At 69.3% G+C, this 13,064-nt stretch carries 12 protein-coding genes; 5 read left to right on the top strand and 7 right to left on the bottom strand.

Translation table 11 applies throughout. The annotated features are described in order from the left end of the window. Window positions 1-58 precede the first annotated feature (58 nt). From AC069I_RS24110 to AC069I_RS24120, 3 genes are all read left to right on the top strand, one after another. The gene (locus AC069I_RS24110) at window positions 59-667 is read left to right on the top strand and encodes a biotin transporter BioY (RefSeq protein ID WP_478228614.1); all 609 of its coding nucleotides are present in this window, start codon (window positions 59-61) and stop codon (window positions 665-667) included. Window positions 668-792: 125 nt separating this feature from the next. Continuing rightward, window positions 793-2,850 (top strand): ATP-dependent DNA helicase, encoded by a 2,058-nt coding sequence (locus AC069I_RS24115; protein ID WP_478228613.1) that lies wholly within the window; start codon window positions 793-795, stop codon window positions 2,848-2,850. 57 nt (window positions 2,851-2,907) lie between these two features. Further along, the gene (locus AC069I_RS24120; RefSeq protein WP_126732697.1) at window positions 2,908-3,261 is read left to right on the top strand and encodes a hypothetical protein; all 354 of its coding nucleotides are present in this window, start codon (window positions 2,908-2,910) and stop codon (window positions 3,259-3,261) included. Window positions 3,262-3,332: 71 nt separating this feature from the next. Here AC069I_RS24120 and AC069I_RS24125 read toward each other — a convergent pair whose 3' ends face one another. From AC069I_RS24125 to ctaD, 5 genes are all read right to left on the bottom strand, one after another. Further along, entirely contained in the window at window positions 3,333-3,737 is a 405-nt protein-coding gene (locus AC069I_RS24125) for an OsmC family protein (protein WP_478266442.1), read from the bottom strand. A gap of 77 nt (window positions 3,738-3,814) precedes the next feature. Further along, complete coding sequence (locus AC069I_RS24130; protein ID WP_478266443.1) at window positions 3,815-5,563, bottom strand: serine/threonine-protein kinase; 1,749 nt, start codon at window positions 5,561-5,563, stop codon at window positions 3,815-3,817. 17 nt (window positions 5,564-5,580) lie between these two features. Continuing rightward, window positions 5,581-6,339, bottom strand: a complete 759-nt coding sequence (locus tag AC069I_RS24135) for a peptidyl-tRNA hydrolase (RefSeq protein ID WP_478266444.1) — start codon at window positions 6,337-6,339, stop codon at window positions 5,581-5,583. Next, window positions 6,336-7,565, bottom strand: a complete 1,230-nt coding sequence (gene serB / locus AC069I_RS24140) for a phosphoserine phosphatase SerB (RefSeq protein ID WP_125689643.1) — start codon at window positions 7,563-7,565, stop codon at window positions 6,336-6,338. Before serB ends, AC069I_RS24135 begins: the two co-directional genes overlap by 4 nt. 88 nt (window positions 7,566-7,653) lie before the next feature. Continuing rightward, on the bottom strand, window positions 7,654-9,432 hold the full coding sequence (ctaD, locus tag AC069I_RS24145) for an aa3-type cytochrome oxidase subunit I (RefSeq protein ID WP_034308844.1): 1,779 nt from the start codon (window positions 9,430-9,432) through the stop codon (window positions 7,654-7,656). Between the two features lie 135 nt (window positions 9,433-9,567). Between ctaD and AC069I_RS24150 the strand changes: the two genes are divergently transcribed. Beyond that, window positions 9,568-10,404 (top strand): phosphotransferase, encoded by an 837-nt coding sequence (locus AC069I_RS24150; RefSeq protein ID WP_478266445.1) that lies wholly within the window; start codon window positions 9,568-9,570, stop codon window positions 10,402-10,404. 61 nt (window positions 10,405-10,465) lie between these two features. Here AC069I_RS24150 and AC069I_RS24155 read toward each other — a convergent pair whose 3' ends face one another. Further along, on the bottom strand, window positions 10,466-11,674 hold the full coding sequence (locus AC069I_RS24155) for a glycosyltransferase (RefSeq protein ID WP_478266446.1): 1,209 nt from the start codon (window positions 11,672-11,674) through the stop codon (window positions 10,466-10,468). A 110-nt stretch (window positions 11,675-11,784) separates the two neighbouring features. Then, entirely contained in the window at window positions 11,785-12,522 is a 738-nt protein-coding gene (locus AC069I_RS24160) for an alpha/beta fold hydrolase (RefSeq protein ID WP_478266447.1), read from the bottom strand. Between AC069I_RS24160 and AC069I_RS24165 the strand changes: the two genes are divergently transcribed. Further along, the gene (locus tag AC069I_RS24165) at window positions 12,521-13,063 is read left to right on the top strand and encodes a GNAT family N-acetyltransferase (RefSeq protein WP_478266448.1); all 543 of its coding nucleotides are present in this window, start codon (window positions 12,521-12,523) and stop codon (window positions 13,061-13,063) included. The genes AC069I_RS24160 and AC069I_RS24165 overlap by 2 nt on opposite strands. Window position 13,064 lies beyond the last annotated feature (1 nt).

Raw genomic sequence — 13,064 nt, forward strand, 5'->3', positions numbered from 1 at the left:
GCGACCCGTCTTCTGACGTTAACCTCGGTTCACATTCGTGTACTCATAGGAGGTCTGAGTGTCTTCGCTGTCTGTGACCGGCACCCGTCCGGTTCTCGCCGACCTCGTTCCCGGCGCACTGGTCCGTGACGCGGTCCTGGTCGCCGGTGGTGCCGCCCTGACCGGCGCGGCCGCGCAGATCCTGATCCCGGTGCCCGGCTCCCCGGTGCCGATGACCGGCCAGACGTTCGCCGCCCTGCTGGTCGGCGCCGCGCTCGGCTGGAAGCGCGGCGCGCTGTCGATGGCGCTGTACCTCGCCGTCGGCGCGGCCGGATTCGGCTGGTTCCAGAACGGTTCTTCCGGCCTGTTCGGCGCAAGCGCCGGCTACATCGTCGGCTTCGTGCTCGCGGGCGCGCTGGTCGGCGCGCTCGCCGGCCGCGGCGGGGACCGCACGCCGCTGCGCACGGCGGGGACGATGGTGCTGGGCAACCTCGCCATCTACTCGGTCGGCGTGCCGTGGCTGATGGCGTCGACCGGCTTCGGCCTGTCGACCGCGCTCGAAAAGGGTGTCGTGCCGTTCCTGATCGGTGACGCGCTGAAGATCGCCGTCGCGGCCGCGCTGCTTCCGGGCACCTGGGCGCTGGTCTCGCCTCTCCTTGAAGACAAGCACGGCCGCAAGGAGTCGTGACCGGTCCTTTCATAGCCCCACGAGCTGCAATGAAAGGTCCCTTCCTCGCAAAATTTGCAAGGAAGGGACCTTTCATTGCACGGGGCGGACGATCTTGACGGTGCCCCCGGCTATCGTCTTGTCCCGTGCCCTCCCGTGCTGATTTCCCCGGTGTCCTCGAACTCCTGACCCACGCGGTCGAGTCCGTGGGCGGTGCCGAGCGCGAGGGCCAGGTCAAGATGGCGGACGCCGTGGGCCGCGCCATCCGCACCGGCGAGCACCTGGCCGTCCAGGCGGGCACGGGTACCGGGAAGTCGTTGGCCTATCTCGTTCCCGCGATCCGGCACGCGGTCGAGAAGGAGGCCACGGTCGTGGTCTCCACGGCCACCATCGCCTTGCAGCGCCAGCTGGTCGACAGGGACCTCCCCCGGCTGGCGAAGGCGCTGAAGAAGCCCCTCGGCCGCGAGCCCACCTTCGCGATCCTCAAGGGCCGCCGTAACTACCTCTGCCTCCACCGGCTCGATTCCGGCGCCCCGGACGAGCCGGAGGATCAGCAGTTGTTCGACCCGTTCGCCGTCTCCCGGCTCGGCAAGGAGGTCACGCGGCTGCGGGAATGGTCGTCCGACACCGAAACCGGTGACCGCGACGAGCTGGTCCCCGGTGTCTCGGACCAGGCGTGGCGCCAGGTGTCGGTCACGGCCAAGGAATGTCTGGGCGCGTCGCGCTGCCCCATCGGCACGGACTGCTTCGCCGAGCGGTCCCGCGCCGAGGCGGGCAAGGCCGACGTCGTCGTCACCAACCACGCGCTGCTGGCGATCGACGCGCTGCAGGGCTACCAGGTGCTCCCCGAGCACGACCTGGTGATCATCGACGAGGCGCACGACCTCGTGGACCGCGTGACGTCCGTGGCGACCGGAGAGCTGACCAGCGGCATGGTCTCCGCCGCCGCCCGGCGCTGCGGGAAACTGGTCGACGACGAGGTGGCCGACCAGTTGCTGGAGGCGAGCGACGGGCTGGCCCTGATCCTCGACGACCTGCCGTCCGGCCGCATGGATTCGCTGCCGCAGGCCCTCACCGGCGCGATCCCCGCGGTCCGCGACGCCGCGCATCGCTGCCTCACCGCGCTCGGCAAGGACCGCAAGGAGGACGTCGACGAGGCCACGGCCCGCAAGCTGGCGCGGTCGCTGCTCGAAGAGGTCCACGACACCGCGGTCCGGCTGCTCGAGGCCTTCGACGACGACAAGGCGCATCAGCGCGACGTCGTCTGGCTGACCGGGGACCGCTTCTCCACGAACCCTCGCCCGCCCGCGCTGAAGGTCGCTCCGCTGGGTGTCGCCGGTCTGCTGCGGGAGCGGGTCTTCAACCAGCACACGACCGTCCTCACCTCGGCGACGCTGACCCTGGGCGGCACGTTCGACACCATGGCCCGCCAATGGGGTCTCCCGCCCGGCGGCGCCAGGGTCGAGAAGGCACCGGGCGCGGCGACGGACAAGGCCGCCCCCGCCGACAGCGACGACGTCGACGGCCCGAAGTGGACGGGCCTCGACGTCGGCTCCCCGTTCGACCACAAACGCAACGGAATCCTCTACCTGGCCAAGCATCTGCCGCCGCCGGGCAGGGACGGCTTGCAGCCCTCGACCATGGACGAGCTGGCCGAGCTGATCGAGGCCGCGGGCGGGCGCACACTCGGCCTGTTCTCCTCGATGCGCGCGGCGAAGCAGGCCACCGAGGAGATGCGGGAGCGGCTCGACCTGCCGATCCTCTGCCAGGGTGACGACGCCACCGGCCTGCTGGTGCAGAAGTTCTCCGAGGACGCGCGCACCTGCCTGTTCGGCACGCTTTCGCTGTGGCAGGGCGTCGACGTGCCCGGCCCGTCGCTCCAGCTCGTGGTGGTCGACAGGATCCCGTTCCCCCGCCCGGACGACCCGGTCTCCTCGGCCCGGCAGCGAGCCGTGGAAGCCAGAGGCGGCAACGGTTTCCTCACCGTCGCGGCCACGCACGCGGCGCTGCTGCTCGCACAGGGCACCGGACGGCTGCACCGCTCGGTCAGCGACCGCGGCGTCGTGGCGATCCTTGATTCGCGGCTGGCCACCGCCCGCTACGGCGGATTCCTGCGCGCCTCGCTGCCGCCGTTCTGGCCGACCATGGATCCGAAGGTCGCCCGCGACGCGCTGCGCCGCCTCGACGCCGCCGCCCCGGCCTGAGTGGCCTGGAACACGGCCGAGTACCGTTAACGGAACGCCGAAGACAGGGAGAACCGGTTGTCCCACGAGTCGCCCAACGCACAATCCCGGACCGTCAGCGTCGATGACACCGGAGTGCGGCGCCAGCTCGCGGACGGAAGCGAGGAAGCCGTCACGTGGTCCGAGCTGTCCGCGGTGGTGGTCAGAGTGATCCCTGAAGGCCCGTGGAAGGAAGACGTCTTCTTCATGCTCGCCGGCGCCGACGGGAAGGGCACCGCGATCCCCAGCGGCGACCCGGCCGCCGACGCGCTGATCGAGCGGTTGCAGACGCTGCCCGGCTTCGACAACGAGAAGTTCATCGAGGCCATGACCACCGACGCCGACGAGGCGTACGTGGTCTGGAGCGCCGAAGGCCACCCGGCCAAACACTGAGCCAAGTGCTATGAAAGGTCCTTTCCTTGCAAAATTTGCAAGGAAAGGACCTTTCATAGCATCCGGAGGGCTTACTCGACCGGGAAGCTCTCCGTGACCGGGATGCCCTTCTTCAACGTCCGGCTCACCGTGCACAGCCTCTCGATGGCGCGGTCCACCGCCCCCGCGAGCGCCTCGCGCTCCTCAGCAGCGAGCGAGGACACGTCGACGTCGAAAGCCACATGGACGGCGTCGAGCTCCGAAGCGCCTTCCCGCTGGTCCGCCGTCACGCCGACCCGGAACTTCGAGTCCTCCCCGATCCGGCGCGTGATGAGGTTCTCGGCGGTGACGGCCGAGCAGCCCGCCGCCGCGATCTGCAGCAGTTCGGCGGGCGAGAAGGCGCCCTCGGCGCCCTTGCGGCCGATCACGACCTCGGCACCGCGTTCGTTGCGGCCGATGAAGCGGTGCTCACCGTCGCGCTGGACTTCCAAAGACACGGTTTTCCCTTTCAGTGTCCGTAGGCGGACCCGCGTCCGCCATCGACGTCGGCAGGACGCGGCCTGGTCTTTCTCTTTCAGAGTGGCGGCAGCCTGGGGGCGATCTCGCCGGCCAGCCGTTCCGCGGCCGGGCACATCTCCTGCGGCTGCTTGACCTTGTCCGCGACGTAGATCTCCACCGTCTCGATCATGGCACGACCGTTGCCGGCGAAGGTCCGGTGCGGAATCTCGGCCTGACAAGCCTTCCACTCGGCCGAGACCTCGACGAAGGCCTCCCGCGATCCGAGAGCGACCCGTCTGCCGTCGTCCTCGAACGGTGCCCACTCCCGCTCGAACCGGACCGTCACCTCGGTCTCGCGATGGTTCCAGGAGCACTCCCAGTTGCCGAACACCGGATTAGGCGCGGCCGGACCGCCGACGATCGCCTGGGGCAGATCCCCGCCCAGCGCGCAGGCGTCGAGACTCCCGAGCGAACCGGCGGGAAAGGGAGCGGGACGCCGTTCGACCGGCTCCCGGTTCAGCACGCTCACCGCGTGCGTGGCCACCGGATCGACGTAGTCGCAGAGTTGCGCGTGCCAATTCCGGATGTGCCGGGCGTGCACCCATACCTGGTTGCCGTCCGGCAGCGGGATACCCCGTGCGCACTTGTCTTCGGAGTCGCTCGGGATCTCGCGCACGATCAGCCGCCCTGGCATCGGCTTGTCCAGCAACGGCGACGTCGGCGTCGTCAGTTCGAGCCGGATGTCGACGATGTCCTCCTTGTCGGGGCTCAGGCGCAGGAGGACGCCGCAGGCGTTGAAGTTGCCGGTGGCGCTGTCCAGTTCAGGGGTCCCAAGATGGTTCAGCACGGACGGGTCCACGAGCGCACAAGGATCCGCCGTCCGCCGGTCTCCGACCAGTTCGGACGGCGGGCCCGCCGCGATCGACGCGGGTTCTCTCGTGGCGTAGAGCAGGCCCCCGGTCAGCATCAGGACCGCCGCGACGGCCGCGATCGCGATGGCGCGCTTGGTCACCCGGAAACGTCGCGTCCGCACGGGTACGGCGACGTCCGCGACCTCGGACAGCAGCTCGGCGGCGCGGACGGCGTCCGGCCGCCCGGCGGGTTTGCGCCGCAGCAGTTCCATCAGCGCGGGCGCCAGCGGTCCCGCCCGGCGGATCGGTTCCAGCGTGTACGACGTCGCCCGCCGGAGCTGGACGAACGGACCGACGCTCGCGTCTCCCCACACCGACGTGCCCTCGACGGCGGCGAACAGTGTCGCGCCCAGCGAGAACACGTCCGCCGCGGCACCCGCCTGCCGTCCCTCGGCCATCTCCGGCGCGACGTAGCCGGGCGTCCCGACGTCGAGGCCGCCGCCGGTGCGGGTCACCTCCGCCCACTGCGCGATGCCGAGGTCGGTGAGTTTGGCCGTACCGTCGTCGGCCACCAGGACGTTGCCCGGTTTGAGGTCGCGGTGGACCATGCCCTTCTCGTGCATCGCCGCGAGCGCCGCGGCGAGCTGGACCCCGATCTTGGCCACCTTGCCGGGTGGCAGCGGCCCGTCGGCGTCGATGACGTCGGCGAGGCTGCGCGAGGGCAGGTACTCCATGACGAGCCAGCGATCGTCACCGTCGATCACGGCGTCGAAGACGGTGACGACGTTCGGGTGATGCAGGCCCGCGCCGATCCGTGCCTCGCGCCGGATCTGGCCGCTGTCCCCGGCCTGTGAGCGTTTGAGGGCGACGACCCGGCCGAGGTCCAGATCGGTGGCACGCCAGACCACACCCATGCCCCCGGCGCCGATCCGCTCCTCCAAGCGATAGCGCCCGGCGATCAGCCGGTCACCCATGCGGGGAGTATAGGAGGCTAAGCCCTTTGGGCTATGACCGTGACTGTTCCGGGATCGACTTCGGTGAACCCGGCGTCCCGGACCGCGACGACGCCGTCACGGCGCCACGAACCTTCGGGGTCCTCGACCGGGCAAAGCGCCTTCCAGGTCGCGACCGGCGGGGTCCGCACCGAGCACCGGAACCCGGTCCCGGCCCAGGCCGCCCGTTCGGCCTCGTCCAGCAGTGACGCGAGGATCATCGTCGCGTGCCCGACCTGGGCCGAACCCTTGCCGACGGTCATCGAGACCTCGGGGTTCAGCAGCAGCCGCGGGACACCGTCCGGCGCGGGCCTCGGCTCGTCGGCCGGGAGTTCGCTCCCGGAGATCTGCAACCGCGAGACCTCCTTGGGCGTCTCGACGACGCGGCAGGGAAGCAAGGCCCGCGCCTCGGCGCCGTCGACCTCGACCGTGATCCCCGGCAGTTCCTGGACCGCCCGCCAGTGCGCACCGCGCGCCCGCCGGGCGACCTTGCGGATCCGGCCGTCGACCCACGCCTTGAGCGGATCGTGCCATTCGCCCTCGGGCTCGGCACGTTCGTCGAGACAGACCGCGACCGCGGCCGCCGCGGCGGCCTCCAGCAGGGCGGTCCGCGACGGCGGTTCTGCCCGTTCCATCCGCAGGATCACCGGCATGGCCCGGACCTCGGCGGGATCCTCGTCGGAGGTGTCCACCGTATCCTCGGCGGGCAGCCCCAGCCAGAACGCGTAGCGCGCGGCCAGCGGCTCCAGGACGCTCATGGCCGGGAAAGTTCGAGACCGTCGGCCGCGTCGGCCGCCTCGATCTCGGCCCTGGTGACCCCGAGCAGGAACAGCACGGCGTCGAGATATGGGTGGGAAAGCGCGGTGTCGGCGACCTCGCGCAGCGCGGGCTTCGCGTTGAAGGCGACCCCCATCCCGGCGACCGAAAGCATGTCGATGTCGTTCGCCCCGTCACCGACGGCGACGCACTGCTCCAGCGAGATCTCGTACTCCTCGGCGAACCGGCGCAGCGCCGTCGCCTTGCCCGCGCGGTCGACGATGTCCCCGACCACCCGGCCGGTGAGCTTGCCGTCGACCACTTCGAGTTCGTTCGCGGCGGCGAAGTCGAGGCCGAGGTCGTCCACGAGGGACTTGATGATCTTGGTGAAGCCGCCGGAGACGACCCCGCAGCGGAAGCCCATCCGCTTCAGCGTGCGGATGGTCGTGCGCGCGCCCGGGGTGAGCTCGATGGACGCGGCGACCTCGTCCAGCACCGTCTCCGGAAGCCCCTCCAGCAGCGCGACCCGGCGCTCCAGCGACTCGCCGAAGTTCAGCTCGCCGCGCATCGCGGCCTCGGTGATCTCGCGGACCTGCGGTTCGACGCCGGCGTGCGCGCCGAGCATCTCGATGACCTCGCCCTGGATGAGCGTGGAATCGACGTCGAAGACGACCAGGCGCTTGGCGCGGCGGGCGAGCCCGGCCCGCTCGACCGAGATGTCGATCCCGGCCTCGACAGCGGCGTCCGCCAGCGCGGTGCGCAGCGCGGCGTCGGCCTCCGGAGTGTCCTGGGCGAGCGAGGCGTACAGCTCCAGCCCAGTGACCGGATAGTCGGCGACGCTGCGGATCGAGTCGATGTTGACGTCCAGCGCGGCGAGACGGCGCGCGACGTCGGAGAACGCCCGCGCGGTCACCGGGCGGCCGAGCATCAGAAGGACATGCGTCGAGTCCTTCTGGCCGATGGCGAACGGGTCGGCGCCGATGGCCGAGCCGATCTTCACGTCGACCTGCATCCCGACCGAGGCCATCGCCTGCTCGACGTACTCCTGCAGGCCCTCGGGGTCGCGGTACACGCCGGCGAGCACACCGAGCACCAGCTGGCCGCGGATGACGACCTGCTCGACGTCGAGGACGTCGACGTCGTGGCGCGACAGCACGGCGAACAGCACCGAGGACACACCCGGCTTGTCGGGACCGGTGGTGGTGATGAGAACTGGTGTCTGCGTCACGGGGGTCAGTCTCCCTCAGCCAAAGCAAAAAAAGGCGCGTGCCTTGCCCCTGTGTGAGGCAAGGCACGCGCCGTTTCCGCTTATCGGGTCACTTCTCGCTGGAGTTGTCCTTGGAGTGATCACCCGGCATGGCCGCCTCGGTGAGCACCTGGGACGGCGCCCGGTGGGTGTTGACCTTCTGCTTCCCGAAGAAGCCGATCTCACCCTCCTTGTGGATGCGCTCCACCATATGCGGGTAATGCAGCTCGAACGCCGGACGCTCGGACCGGATCCGCGGCAGCTCGGTGAAGTTGTGCCGCGGCGGCGGGCAGGACGTCGCCCATTCGAGCGAGTTGCCGTAGCCCCACGGGTCGTCCACCGTGACGATCTCGCCGTACCGGTAGCTCTTGAAGACGTTCCAGATGAACGGCAGCGTCGAGGCACCGAGGATGTACGCGCCGATCGTGGAGATCGTGTTCAGCGTGGTGAACCCGTCGGACTGCAGGTAGTCCGCGTACCGGCGCGGCATGCCTTCGGCGCCGAGCCAGTGCTGCACCAGGAACGTGGCGTGGAAGCCGATGAACGTGGTCCAGAAGTGCCACTTGCCGAGCTTCTCGTCCATCATGCGGCCGGTGATCTTCGGGAACCAGAAGTAGATCCCGGCGAACGTGGCGAACACGATCGTACCGTAGAGCACGTAGTGGAAGTGCGCGACGACGAAGTAGCTGTCGGACACGTGGAAGTCGATCGCCGGCGCGGCCAGCATGATGCCGGTCAGACCGCCGAAGAGGAACGTGACGATGAAGCCCATCGAGAAGATCATCGGCGTCTCGAAGGACAGCTGGCCCTTCCACATCGTGCCGATCCAGTTGAAGAACTTCACGCCGGTCGGGACCGCGATCAGGAAGGTCATGAAGGAGAAGAACGGCAGCAGCACGGCGCCGGTCGCGTACATGTGGTGCGCCCACACGGCCACCGACAGCGCGGCGATCGCCAGCGTCGCCCAGACCAGGCCCTTGTACCCGAAGATCGGCTTGCGGCTGAAGACCGGGAAGATCTCCGACACGATCCCGAAGAACGGTAGCGCGACGATGTAGACCTCTGGATGGCCGAAGAACCAGAACAGGTGCTGCCAGAGGATCACGCCGCCGTTCGCGGGGTCGAACACGTGCGCCCCGAGATGCCGGTCCGCCAGCAGGCCCATCAGGGCCGCGGTCAGGATCGGGAACGCCAGCAGGATCAGGATGCTGGTGACCAGGATGTTCCAGGTGAAGATCGGCATCCGGTACATCGTCATACCGGGGGCGCGCAGGCAGACCACCGTGGTGATCATGTTGACGCCACCGAGGATGGTGCCGAGACCGGACACGACCAGACCGGAGATCCACAGGTCGGCACCGACACCGGGCGAGTGGATGGCGTCCGACAGCGGGGTGTAGGCGAACCAGCCGAAGTCGGCGGCGCCACCCGGGGTCAGGAAGCCGGACATCACGATCAGGCCGCCGAAGAGGTACAGCCAGTACGAGAACGCGTTCAGCCGCGGGAAGGCGACGTCGGGCGAACCGATCTGCAGCGGCAGGATGAAGTTCGCGAAACCGAAGAGGATCGGCGTCGCGTACAGCAGCAGCATGATCGTGCCGTGCATGGTGAACAGCTGGTTGTACTGCTCCTGCGAAAGGAACTGCTGCCCGGGACGCGCCAGCTCGGAGCGGATCAGCATCGCCATCGCGCCGCCCACCATGAAGAAGGCGAACGACGTGACCAGGTACATGATGCCGATTTGCTTGTGGTCCGTCGTGCGGAACAACCGCAGCAGGTACGAACCCTTAACCGACTCGCGCGCGGGATACGGGCGCGTGGCGATCGGCTTGGGGGCTACGGCCGTCACTCCTGCCTCCAACACTCAAACCTTGTGGTGGTCAATTTGCGGTCGCCGGGCGGGTTCGGGACCCACTCCGGCGGCTAGTGGGGATCGTAGCCCTCACTACCGACAGTCGCGCGCACCGGCTGGCAAGATCGCGCCGTGACCGACGAACACACCCGCGCGGGAGTGGCCGCGGCGGTCGCCGTCGGTGCCCGGTACGGGCTCCCGACCGGCGCCCCCGATGTCCTGCATTTCAAGTCGAACGTGCTGGTGAGACTGGGTCCGGTGGTGGCGCGGGTGCCCGGCACGACGCGCCTCGCGCGGTCCTCGCCCGAGGACTGGCTCAGACGCGACGTCGAGCTGTCGGAGTACCTCACGGAACGTGGTGTGCTCGTCGTCTCACCCACCACGGATCCCCCGGCAGGACCGCATTTCGCCGACGGCCTCCCGGTCACTCTCTGGCACTACACGCCGCACGAGCCGGGGCACACGCTGTCGCCGCACGAGGTCGCGCTTTCGCTCGCCCGGGTGCACGACGCGCTCGCGGACTACCCCGGTGAACTGCCCGAACTCGGGCCCGTCCGCGAGCTCCGGACGTTGCTGGACCGGCATGGTGCCCTCATGGGCGGGGCGGCGCCCCGGTTGTACGACGAACTCGAACGGGTGGCGGCCGCGCTGCCGGACACCGCGGCGCGTCCGTTGCACGGTGACGCCCATCGGGGGAACGTCGTCGCGACGGCGGCCGGGCCGTGCTGGCTCGACTTCGAGGACACCTGGCGCGGGCCGCTCGGCTGGGACCTCGGCGTGCTCTTCGCGGAGGCCGGGCACGCGACGTTGGACGCGTACCCGGCCGATGTGGCGCCCTCGTCGCTGGAGCCGTTCATCGCGTTGCGGCGGTTGTTCGAGGTCCCCTGGCGGTTCGTGATCGCGCGGCGGTTCCCGGAGCGGCTACCGGAGGCAGAAGCCGCCCTGGAGCGCTACTTCTCCCGCAATTAGTCCTCTCGATGCGGTCGTTGGCGATGCGAACTACCGCATTCAGAGGACTAAATGCAGGGGGTCAGACGGCGTCCATCAGGAGTTTCGCCGCCACGTCGACGCCGTCCGTCCGCACCTCACCGCCGACCTGACGCGCCCGCGAGGCGACGCCGGGGCGCAGCACCTCGCCCAGAGCGAGGGTCAGCGCTTCGGCGGAGGGCTCCCCGGTGATCGACGTCCCCAGCCCGAGTTCCCCGACGCGCCGCGCGAAGTACGGCTGATCGAACATCTGCGGGACGAGCACCTGCGGCACCCCGGCCCGGATCGCCGCCGTCGTCGTACCGGCACCGCCGTGATGCACGACCGCCGCGACCCGCGGGAAGAGCGCCTGCTGGTTGACGTCCCCGATGGCGAGGCAGTCGGGTTCGTCGTCGATCGGCGCCAGCTCGGTCCAGCCGCGGAACACGATCGCCCGCCGCCCGTGCGCCCTCGCCGATTCGATCATCGCCTTCGCGATCTCCTCAGGGGCGCGGATACTCCCGAATCCGAAGTAGACCGGGGGCTCGCCGTCGTCGAGGAACGCCTCCAGTTCCGGGGACAACGGACTGTGGTCAGGCAGGATCCAGGCGCCGGTCTGGTGCACGTCGAGCGCCGACGGTCCCCGCCACGGCGCCAGCACCGGATCGGCGGCCAGCCACGGACGCTCGGTGAAGACATGCCCGCGGACGTCGTCGACGGGCGGGAGACCGAGCATTTTCCGCTGCGCGTTCAGCACCCCGCCCCAGTGCTCGTTCCATCGTCGCGCGTCGTCGGCCCACAAGGCCGGGATGGCGGCGTCGGGATTCTCCGGCGCCCATCCCGCGAAAACGGGCGGACGATGGTGCAATGAAGGCAGCGTTATCGGGCAGTATGCGGTGAAGAAATAGGGAATTCCTTTTCGCTCGGCCACCGAATGGGCGGCGATGTTCAAGGCCATTCCCGCGACGACGGCGTCGCAGTCTTCGGCCACCTCCGGCATCGTCTCGAATTGGCCGACGACCATGGCCTCGGCCATCGCGCGCCGCCCCTCGGGTGTGGCCATCGCCTTGGTCATGGCGGAATCCGGCTTCGCGGTCGACCGGAGTTCCGGCCCCAGCGAAGCGAAAGAGATCCCAAGGCCTTCGGCCCAGTGACGGAAATCGGGCGGTGCGCAAAGCCGGACTTCCTGGCCGAGTTCCCGCAATCGCACCGCCAAGGCCGCCAGTGGCTGCACCTCACCCCTCGTCCCGATAGTGGACAGGAGTACACGCATGGGAATCCCCCTTCGGCAAAACGTGAAGGCACGAATTGTGGACCGGGAATGGGGGCTTGCCGCAAGCCCCGGGGTCCGCTATACCTTGGAAGGGGCGAGGGAAACGTTTCTTAAGCGGGGTACCAGCCCAAGATCGCTTCGACGACTCCGGCCGGATCCTCCAGCGGTGTCAGATGCCCGGCCTCGGGAAGCACGACCAAGGTCGCGTCCGGCAGCGTTTCCACCAGGATGTTCGCTTCCTCCGGCGGAGTCAGGCCGTCCTCTTCGCCGACCACGACCAGCGCCGGCACGTCCGCCGAGCGCAGCGTTTCGAGCGAATCGGGCCGCGCCGCCATCGCGCGCGCCGCCCACGCGACACCGGACGGCGGCTGCGTCGTGATCAGTTCGCGAAGTCGTTCTGCCACCTCCGGACGGGCCTTTTCGGCGAGCAATCCGGGTGTGACGGCCTCGGGCATCCAGCCGGTGCCTTCCGCTTCCACCCTGGCCGCGACATCGTGCCGGGTCCGCACGGCCTCGGGAGTGTCGGCCGTCGCCTTCGTGTCGATGAACACGAGGCCGCCCACCCGTTCCGGCGCCAGGCGCAGCACCGCCATCGTCAGGTAGCCGCCCATCGAGCAGCCGCCGAGGACGACCTTGTCGAGGCCGAGCCGGTCGAGCAGTGCCACGACGTCGCGCGCGGCGTCGGCCAGATCCGGCTCCCGGTCGGTCTCGGGCAGCGGACTGCGGCCGAGGCCGCGCTGGTCGGGCGTGATCAGCCGCAGGCGTTCCGAGAGCGGCGCGCGGACCGCGTCCCACATACGGGCGTCGACGGGGAAGGCGTGCAGCAGGACCAGCGGGAGAGCGTTCATGGCGGCAATTCTGTCGCACCCTGGCGCTACCGTCAGATCCGTGCTGACAGAGATCAAGACGGAGAGGCTGCTGCTGCGGAGGCTGCGCGAGGCGGATCGCGAGAACATCGTCGCGCTGCAGGCCGATCCGGAGACGAACAGGTTCAACCCGGAGCCGCACACCGTCGACGGTGCGAACGAGCTTTACGACGCCTGGATGAAGCAATGGGCCGAGCACGGGTTCGGCTATCTCACGGTGTCCGCTTTGGACGATCCGGAGACGATCTTCGGCTTCGGCGGCGTCCGGTATCACGAATGGAACGGCGAGCGCGTGCTGAACCTCGCGTACCGCTTCTGGCCGTTCACCTGGGGCAAGGGCTACGCCACGGAGATGGCGGCCGCCGTCGTCGCATGGGCGGAGCGGGAAATCCCCGACGTGCCGGTGATCGCCAACATCATGGTGTCCAACAAACCTTCGATCCGGGTCGCCGAGCGGCTCGGTTTCACGATCCACACGGAGGAGGAATTCGCGGGCGAACCTTCACTGCACCTGCGGCGCTGAA

Source organism: Amycolatopsis sp. NPDC043885, from assembly GCF_056435685.1.

Coding starts and splice junctions, on each gene's coding strand:
- AC069I_RS24130 (WP_478266443.1), bottom strand. CDS start 5,563: ATGGGTGACCGGCTGATCGCCGGGCGCTATCGCTTGGAGGAGCGGATC.
- AC069I_RS24135 (WP_478266444.1), bottom strand. CDS start 6,339: ATGAGCGTCCTGGAGCCGCTGGCCGCGCGCTACGCGTTCTGGCTGGGG.
- AC069I_RS24155 (WP_478266446.1), bottom strand. CDS start 11,674: ATGCGTGTACTCCTGTCCACTATCGGGACGAGGGGTGAGGTGCAGCCA.
- AC069I_RS24165 (WP_478266448.1), top strand. CDS start 12,521: ATGGCGGCAATTCTGTCGCACCCTGGCGCTACCGTCAGATCCGTGCTG.
- AC069I_RS24160 (WP_478266447.1), bottom strand. CDS start 12,522: ATGAACGCTCTCCCGCTGGTCCTGCTGCACGCCTTCCCCGTCGACGCC.